This is a genomic window from Mycobacterium neumannii (assembly GCF_002245615.1).
GTDB classification, from domain to species: Bacteria; Actinomycetota; Actinomycetes; order Mycobacteriales; family Mycobacteriaceae; genus Mycobacterium; species Mycobacterium neumannii_A.
Map to the genome: position 1 here is coordinate 80,256 of NZ_NKCO01000013.1, position 19,770 is coordinate 100,025.

Below are 19,770 nucleotides of genomic sequence, written 5' to 3' on the forward strand. Positions count from 1 at the left end.
CACCGGGATGAGTAGGACTACTCGTCCAACCCGTGTTCGATCGCATATCGCGCCAACTCGACGCGGTTGGCGACCTGCAGCTTGCGGAACGTGGCCTGCACGTGGTTCTCGACGGTGCGGTGGCTCAGCGACAACCGCGCCGCGATCTGTTTGGCGGTCAACCCTTTGGCGACGTAGCGAAGGATCTCGGTCTCCCGCTCGGTCAGGCTCGGCGTCTCGGGCCCGCCGCGATTCTGGGCGATCCGCCGGTACTCGCCGAGCACCAGGCCCGCCAGGCCGGGGGTGAAGACGGCCCTGCCCTCGGCCGTGGCGCGCACCGCATCGCCGAGTTCCTGCTTCGACGCGCTCTTCACCAGATATCCGGTCGCCCCGGCCTTCACCGCCTCGAGCACGTCCTCACGTTCGTCGGATGCCGACAGCACAAGGATTTTCGATGACGGCGACACGGCGAGCACTTCCGCGGTCGCCTGCGCGCCGTCGCCGTCGGCGAGCCGCATGTCCATCACCACCACATCGGGCTGTACCGCCGCGGCGCGGCGCCGCGCTGCGCCGACGCCGTCGGCCGTGGCGACCACGGTGAAACCGTCCTCTTCGAGGTCGCGGGCCACCGCGTCGCGCCAGATGGGATGGTCGTCGACGACCATCACCGTCGGGGTAGCGTCAGTTCCCATTCCGTCCCGCTCTCCGGCGCGGTGGTCAGCTTGGCGCTGCCACCGAGCCAGTCCATCCGTCCGACAATCGATTTCGCGACACCGATGCGGCCCTCGCGCACCGCCTCCTCGAGCCGCCCTTCGGGAATCCCGGTGCCGTCGTCACGGATGCTCACCGTGATCGTGTCGCCGAGGTCTTCGAGCAGCACATAGGCATGCGCGTCCGGCCCGGCGTGCGCGACCACATTGTCGAGCGCGTTGACGACCGCGGCGGACAACTCGGTGGCCACGACGGCGTCGAGCAGTACGGGATCGGCAGGCAGGCTGACCGATACGCGGTCGGACGCTCGCTGCCGCAACAACGCGCCGACGTCTCTCATCGCCCCGACGCGCGGTTCGGCGTCACCGGAGCTGACCAACCGCCTCAGCGCACGCTCCTGCTCGCCCGCGAGTTCAGCGAGTTCGGCTGTGGCTCCCCCGATTTCGCGGCCACGACGCGAGACCAGCGCGAGCACCTGGATGGCGCCGTCGTGCACCTCCCGAGACAACCTCTCCCGCTCCTGGTGGGCCGCGGCCAGCCTGGTCGCCTGCTCCAGCTCGGAATGGGCTCGTCGGGCAGTCTGCGCGGCCATCCCCACCGCCAGGCCGACCGCGAGCTCGATGACGATCGTCGCGTTGCGGCCGAGGTCGTAGTTGATGAAGCCCTTGACGACGGTGCTGGCCACCATCACGAGCACGCCGGTGAACATGCCCGCGATCGGCCCAGCCACGATCGCCGCCGAGATGGTCGCGTTGGTCGCCCACAACGTCGTCGGCCACGACTGGTTGTCGAACGCCCACTGTGACGAGGCGACCACCTCGGTCGACAGGATCAACGCCACCACCACCGCGATCTCGACCAGCACGAACGCCGGTCGTCTGCCGAACCCCTGCAGATAGGCGACAGCGCACAAGGCACTGAACCCCAGCAACACCGCGAACAGCGCCCACGCCATACCCGGGCGGTCCAGGTCCGGATTCACCGACACCTGGAATCCGAGCGCATAGAGACAACTCAGCAATCGGAACACCTGGGCCGCCCGCCACAGCGGGGTGGCCGGATCCGGGACGTGGGCCGACATCTGTCTACAGCACCTTGGACAGAAACGCCTTCGTGCGTTCGTGCTTCGGGTCGGCCAGCACGTCGCGCGGCGGTCCGCTCTCCACGACCACGCCGCCGTCCATGAACACCAGATGGTTGGCCACCTCGCGGGCGAACCCCATTTCGTGTGTCACCACCACCATCGTCATCCCCTCGGCGGCAAGCTTTTTCATCACTTCGAGCACCTCACCCACAAGCTCGGGGTCCAGCGCCGACGTGGGCTCGTCGAACAGCATCAGTTTGGGGCTCATCGCCAGAGCGCGGGCGATCGCGACGCGTTGCTGCTGCCCTCCGGACAGCTGGGCGGGATAGGCGTCGGCCTTGGCGGTCAGCCCCACCTGGTCGAGCAGGTCTCGGGCACGCGCGACCGCCTCGTCCTTCTTGACGCGCTTGACGTGAATGGGTGCCTCGATGATGTTCTCCAACGCGGTGCGGTGGGGAAACAGGTTGAAGTGCTGGAACACCATGCCGATGTCGCGGCGCTGCCGGGCCGCTTCGCGCGGAGGCATCTCGTGAATCTTGTTGCCCCGCTGCCGGTATCCGATCAGCTCTCCGTCCACGTACAGGCGCCCGGCGTTGACCTTTTCGAGGTGGTTGATGCACCGCAGGAACGTGGACTTGCCCGAACCGGACGGCCCCACCATGCACAGCACTTCGCCGCGCCCGATCTCGAGTGTGACGCCTTTGAGAACCTGCAACGCACCGAAGTTCTTACAGACGGCCTCGGCTTTGACCATCGGTGTCACGGGTGCGCCTCCCCCAAGGTCTGCGCCTTGGCCAGCGCCTCGAGTTGTTTGGTGGTCAGCTTGCGCGACGCACCACGCGAGTAGTAGCGCTCCAAGTAGTACTGGCCGACCATCAGCACGCTGGTGATCGCCAGGTACCACGTCGCGGCGACCAGCAGAAGCGGAACGGGTTCGAAGATGCGCGCGGCGATTTCCCGCGACGTGATGCCGTACAGGTCCAGCGTGAACGGCACCGCGGTCACCAGCGACGTGGTCTTCAGCATGCTGATCACCTCGTTGCCGGTCGGTGGGATGATCACCCGCATCGCCTGCGGAAGCACGGTGCGCCGCATCGTCATCCCCCAGGACATGCCCAGCGCCGTCGAGGCTTCGGTCTGACCTTCGGGCACGGAACTGATTCCGGCGCGGATGATCTCGGCCATGTACGCGGCCTCGTTCAGTGCCAGCCCGAGGATCGCCAGCAGGAAGGGGATCGACAGCGACTGCAGGTCCACCTCAAGCAGCGAAGGCCCGAACGGCACGCCGAGCCGAAGGTTCTGGTAGATCGTGGGTAGCAACCCCCAGAACACGAGCTGCACATACACCGGGGTGCCGCGGAAGATCCACAGATACACCCAGGCAACGGCTTTCAGCACCGGGTTGGGCGACAGCCGCATCACCGCGAGCAGCACACCCAACACGATCGCGAGCACCATCGAATAGACAGTCAGCTGCAGCGTGTTGAGCACCCCGACCGTCAGCACCCGTTCGTTGAACAGGTACTTCCAGTACGTCGACCAGCGGTAGGAGTCGTTGGTCGCCGCGCCGTAGAGGAACAGGGCGACGAGTATGACGATGACGACCGCCGCCACCCAGCGCCACGGATGGCGCAGCGGCACCGCATCGATGGCGGCAGGGGCCTCGGGTGACGACGTGTCGACATCGCTCATGGAACGTCCTTTATGAGACGGCGCCGTTGATGACCGGCTTGTCGATCATCCCGTTCTCGACGCCCCAATTGGCGGCGATCTCTTTGTAGGTGCCGGTTTCGATCAGATGCTCGAGCGCCTTCTGCAGCGACTGCGCGAGGGCCGATCCCTTCTGCACGGGCCAGCCGTACGGCGCCGAATCGAAGATCTCACCGGCGGCTTCGAGCTTGCCGTTGGTCTCCTTGATCGCGTACGAGGTCACCGGAGAGTCGGCCGACATCGCGTCGGTCTGGCCGAGCACCACCGCGTTGGTGGCGGCGTCCTGCCCGTCGAATCTGACGATCTCGATCGGTGGCTTGCCCGCGTCGGTGCACGCCCTGCTCTTCGCAGGCAGCTCGTCGGTGTCTTGATAGGTGGTGGCCTGAACCGCAACCTTCTTGCCGCACGCGTTGTTGGGGTCGATCGGCGCCTCCGGTCGCTGAGCCCACAGAGTCCCGGCGTTGAAGTAGGTCACGAAGTCGACTGACTTCTCGCGTTCCTTGGTGTCGGTGAACGACGACATCCCCACATCGAAGGTGCCTCCCTGGATCGACGGGATGATCCTGGCGAAGTCCGCCTCGCGGTATTCGGGCGTCAAGCCGAGCGTGGCCGCGATCGCGTTCATCAGGTCGACGTCGAAGCCCACGATCTTGCCGCTGGGATCCTTGAACTCGTTGGGTTTGTAGGGGATGTTGACCCCGACGATCAGCTCTCCGCTCGACTTGATGTCCTCTGGAACGGTATTGGCGATCTCGTCGACCTTCGCCGCCGGCGCCGTCGGGGATGCACTGGTGGCATCCCCACCGCCGCCTCCGCCACCGCTGGCGCAGCCGGACATCGCCAGGGCGCCGGCCGCGGCGAATACGACTGCGAAACGCCAGAATCCACCTCGACGGTTGTGACACTCACCTAACACGGATGCCTACTTTCTGCGTCGTGGGATCGGTGCGCAGCACCGGTAACGGAACAGTAGTGGAGACGCCACGCTGCGGCAGGGGAACCCAACGGCGTACGCGCGCGACCTCACCACTGATAGTCGAACCGATATCGAAATGCGACGATCATTGACGTTTCGCTATGCCACACTGCGGCCATGACTAGCACCGCGCCGCCCGACTTGCTGCGGCATCTGTGGAAAACGACCCTGGTCTCCGGACTTCTCGCGCTGATCCTCGGCGTGCTCATCTGGGTGTGGCCGGGCAAGACGATCGTGGTCGCTGCGATCTTCTTCGGGGCATACCTGCTGATCGCCGGCATCGCCCAAGTGATCTTCGCTTTCAGCCTGCACGTCTCCGCCGGCAGCAGGGTGTTGCTTTTCATCTCCGGCGCCGCGGCGCTGATCCTTGCGGTTTTGTGCTTCCGCAGCCTGCAGGAGTCGATTCTGCTGCTGGCGATCTGGATCGGCATCGGCTTCATCTTCCGCGGCGTAGCGACCGCGGTCTCGGCGATCAGCGACCCGACGCTTCCCGGGCGGGCGTGGGAGATCTTCGTCGGCGTGATCAGCCTGATCGCGGGCGTGGTGATGCTCGCTCTGCCGTTCGAGTCGCTCGCGATTCTGACGGTTGTGGCCGGCATCTCGCTGGTCGTGATCGGCATCTTCGAGATCGTGGCCGCGTTCGGGATCCGCAAGGCGTTCAAGGACCGTGACAACGCCGGATCGGCCGCTCCACCTGCGTCGGAAGAGCCCGTGAGCTAACCCACACTGACGTCTACTACGCCCTGTCGTAGGCTGGTGCCACAGCCACGGAAGAGGGTGAGATGGACGCGCTCGATGTGTCGCGGTGGCAGTTCGGTATCACGACCGTCTACCACTTCATCTTCGTCCCGCTGACCATCGGGCTGGCGCCGTTGATCGCTGCCATGCAGACCGCGTGGCTGATCACCGGCAACTCGTCCTGGTACCGCCTCACCCGCTTCTTCGGCAAGCTGTTCCTGATCAACTTCGCCCTGGGCGTGGCCACCGGCATCGTTCAGGAATTCCAGTTCGGCATGAACTGGAGCGAGTACTCACGGTTCGTTGGCGACGTTTTCGGCGCACCGCTGGCGATGGAGGGGCTGGCCGCCTTCTTCTTCGAGTCGACGTTCCTGGGCCTGTGGATCTTCGGGTGGACCCGACTCCCCCGCCTCGTGCACCTGACCTGCATCTGGGTGGTGGCCATCGCGGTGAACCTGTCGGCGTTCTTTATCATCGCCGCCAACTCATGGATGCAGCATCCCGTCGGCGCCCGGCTGAACCCGGACACCGGTCGCGCGGAGTTGACCAGCATCGTCGCGCTGTTCACCAACAACACCGCGATCGCCGCGTTCGCGCATGCGGTGTTCGGGGCGTTTCTGACCGCCGGCATGTTCGTCGCAGGCGTGTGCGTGTGGTGGATGATTCGCGCGCGAGACGACAAGCGTTCCGACGCGCAGACGATGTACCGGCCGGCGGCGATCATGGGCTGCCTGGTCGTCCTCGCGTCGACGCTCGGTCTCGTCGTCACCGGCGATGTCCAGGGCAAGCTGATGTTCGAACAACAGCCGATGAAGATGGCGTCGGCAGAATCGTTGTGCCACACCGCAACCGATCCCGACTTCTCCATCCTGACCGTCGGCACCCACAACAACTGTGACAGCGTCACGCACCTCATCGAGGTGCCGTACGTGCTGTCGTTTCTGGCCAAAGGCGAATTCGACGGCGTTCACCTCGAGGGCGTCAAGGACCTTCAGGACCAGTACGTCGAGAAATTCGGACCGGGCGACTACCGGCCCAACCTGTTCGTCACCTACTGGTCGTTTCGCGCCATGATCGGATTCCTCGCCGTCCCAGTGCTGTTCGCTTTGACCGTGCTGTGGCTGACACGTCGTCGCCGGATTCCGCAGTCGCGCCGGCTGTCCCGCTTCGCCCTCGTGGCGCTACCCGCGCCGTTCCTGGCCAACAGCGCCGGATGGATCTTCACCGAGATGGGCCGTCAACCGTGGGTGGTCGTGCCCAATCCGACCGGGGATCCGATGATTCGGCTGACGGTCGCCGACGGGGTCTCCGGGCACCCGGTCGGCATGGTGGTGCTCTCGCTCGTGGCCTTCACGCTGGTGTACGCGGCGCTGGCGGCCATCTGGTTCTGGCTCATCCGCCGCTACACGATCGAAGGTCCGCAGGAACACGACTCCGAACCCGTCGCGCCGCTGCCACCCGGTAGCGACGAGGTCGCGCCGTTGTCGTTCGCGTACTGAGAGGAGTGGTGACAATGGCGCTTGCCGAACTGTGGTTCGTGGTGATGGCCGGTCTGTTCCTCGGCTTCTTCGTCCTGGAGGGCTTCGATTTCGGCGTCGGCATGCTGATGCGCATGTTCGGCCGCAAGGGCGGCGATGACGCCGAACGGTCACGTCGCGCGGTGCTCAACACCATCGGACCCGTCTGGGACGGCAACGAGGTCTGGCTGATCACCGCCGGCGGCGCCATGTTCGCCGCCTTCCCCGACTGGTACGCGACCATGTTCTCGGGCCTGTATCTCCCGCTGCTGGCGATCCTGCTGTCGATGATCCTGCGCGTCGTGGCGATCGAATGGCGCGGCAAGATCGACGATCCCGGCTGGCGGCGGTGGGCCGACATCGGGATCGCCGTCGGATCGTGGGTGCCCGCCGTGCTGTGGGGTGTCGCGTTCGCGGCGCTGGTACGCGGGCTTCCCGTCGACGCCGACAAGCAGCTACGCACCTCGATCGGCGATCTGATCAACGGCTACACGCTGCTCGGCGGCCTGACCACCGCCGGACTGTTCCTGTTCCACGGCGCGGTGTTCGTGGCGTTGAAAACCGGCGGCGCCGTGCGTGAGAACGCACTGCGAGTCGCCGGCCGGCTGGCACTGCCGGTGACGGCGGTACTGGCGTCGTTCGGGCTGTGGACGCAGCTGGAGTACGGCAAGGCCTGGACATGGCTCGTGCTTGTCGTCGCGGGTATGGCACAGGTGGCGGCCACCCTTCGGGTGTGGCGCGGTGCCGAAGAAGGCTGGGCTTTCGCGTACACCACTCTGACCGTCGCAGCGGTCGTGGTTCTGCTATTCGGCGTGCTCTACCCGAACCTGATGCCGTCGACGATCGATCCCGCCTACAGCCTGACGATCGACAACGCGGCCTCCAGCCCGTACACGTTGACGATCATGAGCTGGGCGGCGCTGATCTTCACGCCGCTGGTGCTGGTGTATCAGGGATGGACGTATTGGGTCTTCCGGCAACGCATCTCGGCCGACCGAATTCCCGATCCCGCGGGTTTGACGCGGCGGCGGACATGAACCTGTGGCGGACCTCGCCTGCGATGCGTCGCTACCTGGTCGCATCGGTGCTGTGCGGGGTGCTCATCACCGGCGCGACCATTGGTGCGGCCGTCGTGCTCGCCGATGTCGTGGCAGGCGTGATCACCGACCCCACCACGCGCCACCTCCGCCACTGGGCCGGCCCCCTCGCACTTCTGGTGGGGCTGTGGGTGATCCGCACCGTCGCACACTGGCTCCAGAGCAGGCTGGCCTCGACGGGCGCGACGCAGGTGATCGCCGACCTGTCCGCTCAGGTGCTCCATGCGGTCACCGCGCTGCCACCGCGACTCCTCGCCGCCGAACGCGACACCGCGGCCGCGTTGATCACTCGTGGCCTCGACGGACTACGACCGTTTCTCACGGCGTACCTGCCTGCGGTGTTCCTCGCGGGCATCCTCACCCCGGCCGCGGTGCTGGTGATCGCCGTGGTCGACTGGCGCTCGGCACTCATCGTCCTGATCGCGCTGCCGCTCATTCCGATATTCATGGTGTTGATCGGGCTGCTGACCAAGGAACGCTCGGAGGCCGCCTTGGCGGCGATGAGCACCCTGCAGTCGCGGATGCTCGACCTGGTGGCGGGCATACCGACGTTGCGGGCGTTGGGGCGACTCGAAGGCTCTGTCGGGCGCATCACCGAACTGGCTGCGGCGCATCGCCGTTCGACGATGTCCACCCTGCGGATGGCGTTTCTGTCGGCATTGGTCCTCGAACTGCTGGCCACGTTAGGCGTCGCGCTCGTCGCCGTCGGCATCGGGTTGCGGCTGGTGTTCGGCGAGATGACACTGACCGCGGGCCTCACCGCGCTGCTGCTGGCACCGGAGGTGTTCTGGCCGCTTCGCCGCGTCGGGGTGGAGTTTCACGCCGCCCAGGACGGCAAGACGGCGGCCGACGCCGCACTCCGACTCCTCGACCAACTGCCCAGCCGACCAGCGGGAACCCGCACGGTCCCGGCGGCCGGAGCCACCATCCACCTCGGAGCCCTCGACGAGGATGTGGCGCCGGGCCGGGTGACGGTGCTGACCGGTCCCAACGGTGCCGGTAAGTCGACGCTGCTGCACACGATCCTCGGCCTGCATCCTGGCGAGGTTTCGATCAGCGGGATCGATGTCGGCGACCTCGACCTGCCGTCATGGTGGCACCAGGTCTCCTGGTTACCGCATCGTCCGGTCCTGGTGCCGGGCACCGTCCGCGACAACCTCGAGCTGTTCGGGCCGATTGCCGACCTCGACGAGGCCTGCCGCTCAGCGGGTTTCGACGAAGTCCTCGCAACGCTCCCCCAGGGCCTGGAGACCGTGCTCGGTCGCGACGGTACGGGACTGTCGCTCGGTCAGCGTCAGCGGCTGGGGCTGGCCCGGGCGCTGGGTTCGACCGCGGAGGTGCTGTTGCTCGACGAGCCGACGTCGCATCTCGATGCGGCGATGGAAGCCCGTGCGCTCGACGCGATCGTCGCGCGGGCCCGCGCCGGCGCCACGGTGCTGGTGGTCGGTCACCGGGCTCCGGTGCGCGCGATCGGCGACCGGGTGCTCGTCATGAGGGAGTTCGTCGATGCGTGAACTGTTGAGAGCTCGGCTGGGGCGACTGTCGCTCGCGGCGGTGCTCGGTGTCCTGTCGCTGGGCAGCGCGCTGGCGCTGGCCGCGATTTCGGCTTGGTTGATCACGAGGGCGTGGCAGATGCCGCCGGTGCTGCACCTGACGGTCGCGGTCGTCGCGGTGCGTGCGCTCGGCATCTCTCGCGGTGTCCTGGGGTACTGCCAGCGGCTGGCGTCACACGACACCGCGCTGCGCTGTGCGGCAGACACCCGCGAGGCCCTGTACCGCCGCCTGGCTGAAACGCCTGCCGACACCGCGATGCGAATGCCCAGCGGTGAACTGGTTTCCCGGATCGGCGCGTCGGTCGACGACCTGGCCGACGTCGTGGTGCGGGCGGTGCTGCCGATCGCGGTGGCCGCCGTACTCGGGCTCGCCGCCGTCGTCGGCATCGGCCTCATCTCCCTCGAGGCGGCCGTCGTCCTGGCGCTGTGTCTGCTGATCGCGGGCGTCGTCGCGCCCGTGATGGCAGCCCGGGCCGCCGAGGCGACGGAAGATGCGGCCACGCAACATCATTCGGGACGTGATGTGGCGGTGATGCACGCCCTCGACCATGCTCTGGAGCTTCGGGTCTGCGGACGCCTCGAGGCGGTCCTCGCCGAAGTCGAGCGTCGTCACCGCAACTGGGGACAAGCCACGGACATGGCGGCGGCACCCGCCGCGGTGGCGACCGCGGCCTCGACCGCGGCGATCGGCGCCAGCGTGTTCGGCGCCGTGATCGCCGCGATCGCGATCGCCGACTCGGTCGCACCGACGACGCTCGCGATCCTGATGCTGTTACCGCTGTCGGCGTTCGAGGCGAGCGCCGCATTGCCCGCGGCCGCCGTGCAGTTGACCAGATCGCGTATCGCGGCGCGCCGCCTCGCCGAGATCACCGAGCCGATCGACTCGCCGCGCGAGCGGCCGACCGTTCCCGAGGTCTCTGTGGGGCCCGGCGACCGCCTCGCGATCGTGGGCCCGAGCGGATCGGGCAAGACCACGCTGTTGCTGTCCATGGCCGAGAGCGACCCGACCGCAGTCTTTCTCGCCGAAGACGCCCACCTGTTCGCCACCACAGTGCGCGACAACATGTTGGTGGCGCGCGGTGATGCCAGCGACGACGAGATTCGAGCCGCGTTACAACGGGTGGGTCTGCGCGACTGGCTCGACGCGTTGCCGGATGGGCTGTCCACGGTGCTGATCGGCGGGGCGGTCGCCGTGTCCGCCGGGCAGCGTCGGCGGCTGTTGTTGGCGCGCGCTCTTCTCACCACGGCCCCGACGGTGTTGCTCGACGAACCCACCGAGCATCTCGACGCCGCCGCTGCCCACCGGATTCTGGTCGACCTGCTGACTCCGGGTGCGCTGTTTGCTGCCGACCGCGCGGTCGTCGTGGCCACACATCATCTGCCCGAGCACCTCGAGTGTCCTACCGTCATCCTCGCTGGTCGCGGAGTAACCTCCTCGGCATGAGCGAGCCGGAAAACCCCGAGACGCCACCGCAAACGCCACCCCAAACACCACCGCCGCCGTCGCAGTCGCCGCCACCGCCGTCACAGCCGCAGCCGCCTCCGTCACAGCCGCAGTACGGCGCCTATCCGGGCGGTTATCCCCCGCCTCCGCCGCAGGGTTACGGCTATCCACCGCCGGCGAGCGCCCCCAAGAACGGCATCGGCATCGCGGCCCTGGTGGTCGCGATCATCGCGCTGCTGTCGGTCTTCGGCGGCGTCGTCCTCGGTGTCGTCGCCGTGATTCTCGGCTTCATCGGCTGGGGCAGGGCCAAGCGCGGTGAGGCCACCAACGGCGGTATCGCCATCGCCGGCATCGTGCTCGGGTTCTTGAGCATCATCGAAGCCATCGTCGTCATCTGGCTGGCCGTCTGGGGTTTCAACGAGGTGGGCGGCAGCGACTACATCGACTGCATATCGCGCGCGGGCAACGACCAGGACGCGGTGCAGCAGTGTGCTGAGGAGTTCCAACACCGTGTCGAGGACCAGTTCGACGTGACGATCACGCCGACGCCGTAGTCAGCGGGGCGGGAAATACTTGACGATCCCCTCTTGCACCACGGTGGCGACCGGCTGACCGGACCGATCGAAGAAATGGCCGGTTCCCAGACCGCGCGAATCGGCGGCCACGGGTGAGGCCGTCGAGTACAGCAACCATTGGTCGAAGTGCACGGGCCGGTGAAACCACACCGAGTGGTTGGTGGTGACCGCGAAGATCCGGTCGTAACCCCATGACAGGCCGTGCGTGGTGATGATCGAGTCGAGCACGGTGGTGTCCGACGAGTAGACGAGTGCGGCGGCGTGCAGCACCGGATCGTCGGGCATCTGGCCGAGCGCCCTCATCCACACACGGTTGTGCGCCAGCTTCTCGCCTTTGTGGCGCATCACCCAGCTCGGATCGTTGGTGTAGCGCCAGTCGATGGGCCGCAACGCGTTGACGAAATGCGGGACGACTTCCTCGTAGCCGCGCAGCAGGTCGTCCACCGGCGGCACCGACTCCGGGTCGGGTAGGTCAGGTGGCGCGATCGCGTGCTCCAGGCTGCGACCGCCGGCAAGGAAGGACACCATCGCCGTCGTCAGCAGTTGGCCGTCTTGCATGACGTCGACGCGGCGGTTGGCGAAGCGCCGTTCGTCACGGAGTCGCACCACGTGGAACTCGAGATCCTTCTCCGGATCCCCACCCGCGATGAAGTGGGCCGACAACGCACTGGGCGGTGTGGGGTGCTTCAAGCTGCGGCCGGCCGCCACGAACGACTGGGCCATCATCTGCCCGCCGAAGGTCCGCACGGGGTTCTTGCTGGGGTGCGAGCCGATGTAGATGTCGTCGGCGATCTGGCGGAGATTGAGTACCTCGAGCAGTTCGTCGAAGTCCGCTGTCACACGTCGTCCTCGCCGATTCTGTGCACATGGATCAGGTTCGTGGAGCCTACTGTGCCGGGCGGAATGCCGGCGATGACGACCACCAGGTCCCCTCGCTTGTAGCGACCGAGCTCGAGCAGCGACTTGTCGACCTGGCGGATCATTCCGTCGGTGGTCTGGATATGCGGGACGATGAACGTCTCGGTGCCCCAACTCAGCGCGAGCTGGCTGCGCACCTCCGGCAGCGACGTGAACGCCAGCAGCGGCAACGGCGTGTGCAACCGTGCGAGCCTGCGCACCGTGTCACCCGACTGGGTGTAGGCGACCAGCGCCTTCGCATCGAGGCGCTCGCCGATATCGCGGGCGGCATAGGAGATGACGCCGCGTTTGGTCCGGGGCACGTGCGTGAGCGGCGGTGCGGCCACCGAATTCTCTTCGACCGCCTTGATGATGCGTGCCATCGTCTTGACCGCTTCGAGCGGGTACTTGCCGACGGAGGTCTCACCGGAGAGCATCACCGCGTCGGTGCCGTCGAGGATCGCGTTGGCGACATCGGACGCCTCGGCCCGGGTGGGCCGCGAGTTCTCGATCATCGACTCCAGCATCTGAGTCGCGACGATGACGGGTTTTGCGTTCTCCCTTGCCATTTGGATCGCACGCTTCTGCACCAGCGGCACTTCCTCGAGCGGCAACTCCACGCCGAGGTCACCGCGGGCGACCATGATCGCGTCGAATGCCAGTACCACTGCCTCGAGATTGTCGATGGCTTCGGGCTTCTCGAGCTTGGCGATGACGGGCACTCGACGACCGACCCGGTCCATCACCTCGTGCACGAGTTCGATGTCGGCCGGCGACCGGACGAACGACAGCGCGACGAAGTCCACACCGAGGCGCAGGGCGAATTCGAGGTCGTCGATGTCCTTTTCCGACAGCGCCGGCGCCGAGACGTTCATCCCGGGTAGCGACATGCCCTTGTTGTTGCTGACCGGACCGCCCTCGGTGACGGTGCAGACGAGGTCGTTGCCCTCGATGCTCTCGACGACGAGGCCGACGTTGCCGTCGTCGACAAGGACGCGGTCACCGGGGGTGGCGTCCTCGGCCAGCCGCTTGTAGGTGGTCGAAACGCGGTCAGAGCTTCCCTCGACGTCGTCGACGGTGATGCGCACCGTCTCGCCGGCAGCCCAGAAGGTGGGGCCGTCCTTGAAGCGGCCGAGCCGGATCTTGGGGCCCTGCAGGTCGGCGAGGATGCCGACCGCGCGGCCGGTGGCGTCCGACGCGGACCGGACCCGCTTGTAATGGGCTTCGTGATCGGGATAGTCGCCGTGGCTGAAATTGAGCCGCGCAACGTCCATTCCCGCTGTGACCAGGGCACGGACGGCGTCATCGGTCGCGGTGGCCGGACCGAGGGTGCAGACGATCTTTCCGCGTCTATTCACGACACTCGAGCATAGTCGTTATCGATTCAGACGACGGCCAGCGGAAGAGCACCCGGGATCACCGGGGCAGGCAGATCCGACTCCCCCATCAGGAACGTGTCGACCGCGTGCGCGGCGCTACGGCCCTCGGCGATCGCCCAGACGATCAGCGAGGCGCCGCGATGGGCGTCGCCGCAGACGAACACGCCGGGTACGTCGGTCTGCCAGTCAGAGCCACACGGCAGCGCGCCGCGCCGGTTCAGTGTCAGGCCCAGTTGGTCGAGGAGCGGCATGTGTTCGACGCCGTCGAAACCGATGGCCAACAACGCCAGCTCGCAGGGAATTTCCATCGGTTCGCCGACCGGGGTGATGACGCGACGGCCGGTTGGATCACGCTCGACCTTGACCTCGGCGATCTCCAGTGCGCGGAGGTTCCCGCTGTCGTCGCCGACGAATCGCTGGACGGCGACCTCGTAGCGCCGGTGGCCACCCTCGGCGTGGGCCGGTGAGAGCCGGGTCCGCAATACGAGCGGCCAGGTGGGCCACGGTGTGCGCGAGTCGTCGCGCCTTTCGGGCGGTTCGGGGTTGTAGTCGAGCTGGGTCACCGACAGTGCGCCCTGCCGATGCGCGGTGCCGAGGCAGTCGGCGCCGGTGTCACCGCCACCGATGATCACGACGTGCTTCCCGGTCGCGCTGATCGTGCTGGGCCCGTCGCCCTCGCATTCCTTGTTCGCGGGCACGAGGTGCTCCATCGCCAGGTGGACGCCTCCGAGTTCGCGTCCCTCAACTTCGTAGTCACGCGCACGAAGCGCACCGACGGCCAGCACGACGGCGTCGTACTGCGCGCGGAGCTGCTCGACGGAGACGTCCACGCCGACTTCAGTCTCGGTGACGAATCGCGTTCCCTCCGCGCGCATCTGAGCCAGCCGCTGATCCAGCGTCGCCTTCTGGAGCTTGTACTCGGGGATGCCGTAGCGCATCAACCCACCGATGCGGTCGTCCCGCTCGTAGACCGTCACCTCATGGCCGGCACGCGTGAGCTGTTGTGCCGCAGCAAGCCCCGCCGGACCGGAGCCGACGATCGCGACGCGCTTACCGGAAGCGATCGCGGCCGGTTGCGGATGCGCCGCGCCCGAGTGCCATGTGTGGTCGGCGATGGTCTGCTCGATGCGCTTGATCGTGACGCTGCCGCCGGTCTGCTCCTCCGAGATCGACAGCACGCACGCCGCCTCGCACGGTGCCGGGCACAACCGGCCGGTGAACTCCGGGAAGTTGTTGGTGGCGTGCAGGCGGTCGCTGGCCGCGTCCCATCTGCCGCGGCGCACAAGATCGTTCCACTCCGGAATCAGGTTACCCAGCGGACAGCCCGCGGTTCCGGAGTGGCAGAACGGAATTCCGCAGTCCATGCACCGCCGGGCCTGCTGGGACACCTCGGCGGCGCGCCGGTTCGGGTCCTGCTGCTCGTAGACCTCGCGCCAGTCGCCCACGCGTTCATCGACAGGACGTTTAGCCGCCTCGACCTTCGGAACCTTGAGGAATCCGGTGGGATCAGCCACGGCTGGCCTCCATGATCGCGGTGTCGACGTCGCGGCCCTCGCGTTTGGCGGTGAGAGTGGCCTGCAGGACGCGCTGGTAGTCGCGGGGCATGATTTTGGTGAACTGGCCACTGCGCCTTGGCCAGTCCGACAGCAGCGAGGCCGCCAGGCTGCTGCCGGTGTACTGGGCGTGCCGGGAGATCACGTCGCGCAGCCAGGCGAGATCTTCCGGGTCGAGGCACTGCAGCTCCACCATCTCGGTGTTGACCCGCCTAGGGTCCAGGCCGAGGACGAAGGCGATGCCACCGGACATGCCCGCGGCCATGTTGCGGCCGGTCTTGCCGAGCACCACGACCCGACCGCCGGTCATGTACTCGCACGCGTGGTCGCCGACGCCTTCGACGACCGTCAGCGCACCCGAGTTTCGGGCCGCGAAGCGTTCGCCGGCGCGGCCGCGCAGGTACACCTCCCCCGACGTCGCGCCGAACAGCAGCGTGTTGCCGGCGATCACGTTGTCCTCGGCTAGGAACAACACGTCCTCGGGCGGCCGCACCACGATCCGGCCCCCGGACAAGCCCTTTCCGACGTAGTCGTTGGCGTCGCCGACGAGTTCCAGGGTGATGCCCGGTGGCAGGAACGCACCGAGCGACTGGCCCGCAGAGCCGGTCAGGGTGATGTGAATGGTGCCGTCTGGCAGGCCCTGCGCGCCGTAGCGCCGGGTCACCTCGGAGCCCAGCAGCGTGCCGACGGTGCGGTTGACGTTGCGGATGGGCAGTTCGAGCCGGACGGTATGGGCGTCCTCGAGTGCACCCTCGGCGAGCTGGATCAGCGTCTGGTCGAGCGCCTGATCCAGTGCGTGGTATTGCTCGCGGACCTTGCGGCGAGGCGAGGGTTGGCCCGTGTGCCCGTCGGCGGGCACGGCGAAGATCGGTGACAGGTCCAAACCTTGGGTCTTCCAATGCTGGACGCCCTCGTCGGTGTCGAGCAGCTCGGCGTGCCCGGTCGCCTCGTCGAGGGTCCGGAAACCGAGCTCCGCCAGATACTTACGGATGTCTTCAGCGATGAAGCGGAAGAAGTTCTCGACAAACTCGGGCTTGCCGGTGAACCGGGCGCGCAGTTCGGGGTTCTGCGTGGCGACCCCGACCGGGCAGGTGTCGAGGTGGCAGACCCGCATCATGATGCAGCCGGACACGATGAGCGGGGCGGTGGCGAAGCCGTACTCCTCGGCGCCGAGCAGCGCGGCGACGACGACATCGCGCGCAGTGCGCATTCCGCCGTCACACTGAACGGTGATCCGGTCGCGTAACCCGTTGAGCATCAACGTCTGCTGAGTCTCGGCGAGTCCGATCTCCCACGGCACGCCGGCGTGCTTGAGGCTCGTCAGGGGTGCCGCCCCGGTGCCGCCGTCGTAACCCGAGATCAGCACGACATCGGCGTGGGCCTTGGACACGCCTGCGGCGACGGTTCCGACGCCGACGCTGCTGACGAGCTTGACGTGGATGCGCGCCTGGTCGTTCGCGTTCTTGAGATCGTGGATCAGCTGCGCGAGATCCTCGATGGAGTAGATGTCGTGATGCGGCGGCGGCGAGATGAGGCCGACCCCTGCGGTGGAGTGTCGCGTCTTGGCGATGTTGGGATAGACCTTGAAGCCCGGGAGTTGACCCCCTTCACCGGGTTTCGCCCCTTGGGCCATCTTGATCTGGATGTCCGTCGCGTTCACCAGGTAGTCGCTGGTGACACCGAAGCGGCCAGAGGCGACCTGCTTGACGGCGCTGCGACGCTTGGGGTCGTAGAGCCTATCGGTGTCCTCGCCGCCCTCACCGGAGTTCGAACGGGCGCCGAGGTTGTTCATCGCGATCGCCATCGTTTCGTGGGCCTCGGCCGAGATGGACCCGTAGCTCATGGCGCCGGTGTTGAACCGCTTGACGATCTCCTCGACGGGTTCCACCTCGTCGAGCGGTACCGGCGGCCTGACCTTCTTGAACTCGAACAGGCCCCGCAGAGTTCCGCCTTCACGGCTGAGGCGGTTCACCTCGTCGGAATACTGCTGGAAGATGTCCTGGCGCGCGGTGCGCGTCGAATGCTGCAGCAGGAAAACGACTTCGGGGGTGAACAGGTGCAGTTCGCCTTCTCGGCGGAACGCGTAGTCGCCGCCGACCTCGAGGCGTCGGTGGACACGCTCGGTCGGGTTCTCCGGGTTGGCCCGGCGGTGGCGTTGTTTGACTTCTTCGGCGATCACGTCGAGGCCGACACCGCCGAGCTGGCTTGGCGTGCCGGTGAAGTACTCGTCGATGACATCTTTGTCGATGCCGACCGCCTCGAAGGCCTGCGCGGCCGTGTAGGAGGCGACGGTGGAGATGCCCATCTTGCTCATCACCTTCATGACACCTTTGCCGAGGGCCTTGCAGTAGTTGCGTACTGCGGCGGCGGGTTCGATGCCGGTCAGCTCCCCTTCGCGGACGAGGTCTTCGATCGACTCGAAGGCGAGGTACGGGTTGACCGCGGCGGCGCCGAATCCGATGAGCATCGCGATATGGTGCACCTCGCGGGCGTCACCGCTTTCGACCACCAGCGCGACGGTGGTGCGCTCCTTCGTGCGCACGAGGTGGTGGTGCACGGCCGAAACGGCCAACAGCGACGGGATCGGCGCGCGGGTGTGGTCGGAGTCCCGATCGGAGATGACAAGCGTTCGTGTGCCTTTGGCGATCGCCTCACAGGCCTTAGTGCGAAGGTCCTCGAGAGCGTCGGCAAGCCCTTCGCCGCTGCGCTCGACGTCGTAGAGGGCCTTCAGCACGGTGGTGCGCAGGCCGGGGTGTTCACCGTCGTCATTGATGTGAACGATTTTGTTGAGCTCGTCGTTGTCGAGAATCGGCCAGCGCAGCACGATCTGGCGACATGAGGCGGCGGACGGTTCGAGCAGGTTCTGTTCGGGACCCATGATCCGCGCCATCGATGTGATGATCTCTTCGCGGATGGCGTCCAGCGGCGGGTTGGTGACCTGTGCGAAGAGTTCGACGAAATAGTCGTAGAGCAGTCGGGACCGTTGTGAGAGCACCGCGGTTGGAGTGTCGGTGCCCATGGAGCCGAGCGGCTCTGCCCCCGAGGCGGCCATCGGTGTGAGCAGCACGCGCAGATCCTCTTCGGTGTAGCCGAAGGCGATCTGGCGCTTGACGACGTTGTCGTGGTTGGGCTGAACACGGGTGCGGTCGGGCAGGGTGGCGATGTCGAGCAGGCCGGCGTGCAACCACTCGCCGTAAGACTCCTGCGCCGACAGGTCCGCCTTGATCTCGTCGTCGGTGACGATGCGCCCAGCGCCGGTGTCGATCAGGAACATCTTGCCCGGTTGCAGGCGGCCCTTGGCGACTATCTGCGCTGACGGCACGTCGAGCACGCCGCTCTCGCTGGCGAGGATGACGCGGTCGTCGATCGTGCGCCACCACCGGCCGGGGCGTAATCCGTTGCGGTCCAGCACCGCACCGACGAGCGTGCCGTCGGTGAAGGTGACACACGCGGGACCGTCCCAGGGCTCCATCAACGATGCGTGGAACTGCCAGAAGGCGCGTTCGGCGTCGTCCATGGTGGCGCTGTTCTCCCAGGCCTCCGGGATCATCATCAGCACGGCGTGGTGCAGGCTGCGACCGCCGAGGTGCAGCAGTTCGAGCACTTCGTCGAAGGAGGCCGAGTCGGAAGCCTCCGGCGTGCAGATCGGGAACAGGCGGGACAGATCGCCGGGGATGTTCGCGCTGGCGAGCATCGCCTCGCGTGCGCGCATGCGATTGCGGTTGCCGCGAACGGTGTTGATCTCACCGTTGTGGGCGACGTAGCGGAAGGGGTGAGCCAAGGGCCACGACGGGAACGTGTTCGTCGAGAACCGGCTGTGCACGATCGCGATGGCACTACGGCAGCGCTTGTCGCGCAGATCCGAGAAGTATTGTGGCAGCTGTTTTGTGGTGAGCATGCCCTTGTACGCCATGGTGCGGCTGGACAGCGACGGAAAGTAGACGCCTTCGCGCTCGGCCCGTTTGCGGAGCGGATAGACGCGTCGGTCGAGTTCGATGCCGCCGACCTCGGTGGTCGAGGCGACGAACAGCTGCTCCATGTGCGGCATGCAACCTAGCGCGGTGGCGCCCAGGTTTGCGCCGGGGGGATCGGTCGGCAAGAGACGCCAGCCGAGCACCTTCAACCCTTCGTCGTCGGCGATGGCTTCGACGCTTTCGCGGGCGGCGGCGCGGGCCGCGGGTTCTTGAGGCATGAAACAGATACCTGCGGCGAAGGTGTTGCTTCCGTCGAGCGCAGGGGCCGGGAGGTCGAAGTCGACGACCTCGCGCAGCAGCTCGACGGGCAGTTGGATGAGGATGCCCGCACCGTCACCGCTGTTGGTCTCGGCGCCTGCGGCGCCGCGGTGGTCGAGATGCTCGAGGGCGGTCAGCCCGTCGGCGACGATGGAGAGCGAGCGTCGGCCCTGGATGTCGACGACCATGGCGACACCGCAGGAATCCGCTTCATTGGCCGGGTCGTAGAGACCTTGGGGTTCGGGGAATGCCGAAAAGAGCATCGAGGGGCACCTTCGCAGTCCGGAAGTGTTCATGTCCGGGACTGCACCGGCCCGCAGCCGAT

Annotated in this window: 15 protein-coding genes; 6 read left to right on the plus strand and 9 right to left on the minus strand. The window is 66.8% G+C overall.

Going from position 1 to position 19,770, the window contains the following annotated elements; translation table 11 throughout:
- Positions 1–17 precede the first annotated feature (17 nt).
- Genes CEX88_RS16250 through CEX88_RS16270 form a run of 5 tightly spaced genes read right to left on the minus strand, consistent with a single transcriptional unit; the run spans position 18 to position 4,322 of the window.
- A complete protein-coding gene (locus CEX88_RS16250; RefSeq protein WP_064395588.1) occupies positions 18–671 on the minus strand; it encodes a response regulator in 654 nt (217 codons plus the stop codon).
- Positions 644–1,771 carry a MacS family sensor histidine kinase gene (gene macS, locus CEX88_RS16255; protein WP_202931522.1) on the minus strand — a complete coding sequence of 376 codons (1,128 nt, stop codon included), beginning with the start codon at positions 1,769–1,771 and terminating at the stop codon, positions 644–646. The genes CEX88_RS16250 and macS overlap by 28 nt, the downstream gene beginning before the upstream one ends.
- 4 nt (positions 1,772–1,775) lie before the next feature.
- Complete coding sequence (locus tag CEX88_RS16260) at positions 1,776–2,528, minus strand: amino acid ABC transporter ATP-binding protein (protein ID WP_094294305.1); 753 nt, start codon at positions 2,526–2,528, stop codon at positions 1,776–1,778.
- Positions 2,529–2,533: 5 nt separating this feature from the next.
- Entirely contained in the window at positions 2,534–3,466 is a 933-nt protein-coding gene (locus CEX88_RS16265; RefSeq protein ID WP_066850227.1) for an amino acid ABC transporter permease, read from the minus strand.
- 10 nt (positions 3,467–3,476) lie between these two features.
- Positions 3,477–4,322, minus strand: coding sequence for an ABC transporter substrate-binding protein (locus CEX88_RS16270; RefSeq protein WP_082694267.1), 846 nt, complete (start codon positions 4,320–4,322; stop codon positions 3,477–3,479).
- A gap of 255 nt (positions 4,323–4,577) precedes the next feature.
- Between CEX88_RS16270 and CEX88_RS16275 the strand changes: the two genes are divergently transcribed.
- The 6 genes from CEX88_RS16275 (at position 4,578) to CEX88_RS16300 (ending at position 11,363) form a co-directional block, all read left to right on the plus strand.
- Positions 4,578–5,180: an HdeD family acid-resistance protein gene (locus CEX88_RS16275; protein WP_066850231.1), complete on the plus strand. Its 603-nt coding sequence runs from the start codon at positions 4,578–4,580 to the stop codon at positions 5,178–5,180.
- A 62-nt stretch (positions 5,181–5,242) separates the two neighbouring features.
- On the plus strand, positions 5,243–6,697 hold the full coding sequence (locus CEX88_RS16280; protein WP_094294269.1) for a cytochrome ubiquinol oxidase subunit I: 1,455 nt from the start codon (positions 5,243–5,245) through the stop codon (positions 6,695–6,697).
- 14 nt (positions 6,698–6,711) lie between these two features.
- Positions 6,712–7,752, plus strand: coding sequence for a cytochrome d ubiquinol oxidase subunit II (gene cydB / locus CEX88_RS16285; protein ID WP_094294270.1), 1,041 nt, complete (start codon positions 6,712–6,714; stop codon positions 7,750–7,752).
- Positions 7,749–9,326, plus strand: a complete 1,578-nt coding sequence (cydD, locus tag CEX88_RS16290) for a thiol reductant ABC exporter subunit CydD (protein ID WP_238382088.1) — start codon at positions 7,749–7,751, stop codon at positions 9,324–9,326. Before cydB ends, cydD begins: the two co-directional genes overlap by 4 nt.
- Positions 9,319–10,809, plus strand: a complete 1,491-nt coding sequence (locus tag CEX88_RS16295) for an ATP-binding cassette domain-containing protein (protein WP_094294271.1) — start codon at positions 9,319–9,321, stop codon at positions 10,807–10,809. The genes cydD and CEX88_RS16295 overlap by 8 nt, the downstream gene beginning before the upstream one ends.
- A complete protein-coding gene (locus CEX88_RS16300) occupies positions 10,806–11,363 on the plus strand; it encodes a DUF4190 domain-containing protein (protein WP_066850240.1) in 558 nt (185 codons plus the stop codon). Before CEX88_RS16295 ends, CEX88_RS16300 begins: the two co-directional genes overlap by 4 nt.
- Here the strand turns inward: CEX88_RS16300 and CEX88_RS16305 are convergent, their stop codons facing one another.
- Genes CEX88_RS16305 through gltB form a run of 4 tightly spaced genes read right to left on the minus strand, consistent with a single transcriptional unit; the run spans position 11,364 to position 19,708 of the window.
- On the minus strand, positions 11,364–12,224 hold the full coding sequence (locus CEX88_RS16305) for an acyl-CoA thioesterase II (RefSeq protein WP_094294272.1): 861 nt from the start codon (positions 12,222–12,224) through the stop codon (positions 11,364–11,366).
- On the minus strand, positions 12,221–13,639 hold the full coding sequence (pyk, locus tag CEX88_RS16310; RefSeq protein ID WP_066850244.1) for a pyruvate kinase: 1,419 nt from the start codon (positions 13,637–13,639) through the stop codon (positions 12,221–12,223). The genes CEX88_RS16305 and pyk overlap by 4 nt, the downstream gene beginning before the upstream one ends.
- 26 nt (positions 13,640–13,665) lie before the next feature.
- Complete coding sequence (locus CEX88_RS16315) at positions 13,666–15,174, minus strand: glutamate synthase subunit beta (protein ID WP_094294273.1); 1,509 nt, start codon at positions 15,172–15,174, stop codon at positions 13,666–13,668.
- Positions 15,167–19,708 (minus strand): glutamate synthase large subunit, encoded by a 4,542-nt coding sequence (gene gltB / locus CEX88_RS16320; RefSeq protein WP_094294274.1) that lies wholly within the window; start codon positions 19,706–19,708, stop codon positions 15,167–15,169. The genes CEX88_RS16315 and gltB overlap by 8 nt, the downstream gene beginning before the upstream one ends.
- Between the last annotated feature and the right edge of the window lie 62 nt (positions 19,709–19,770).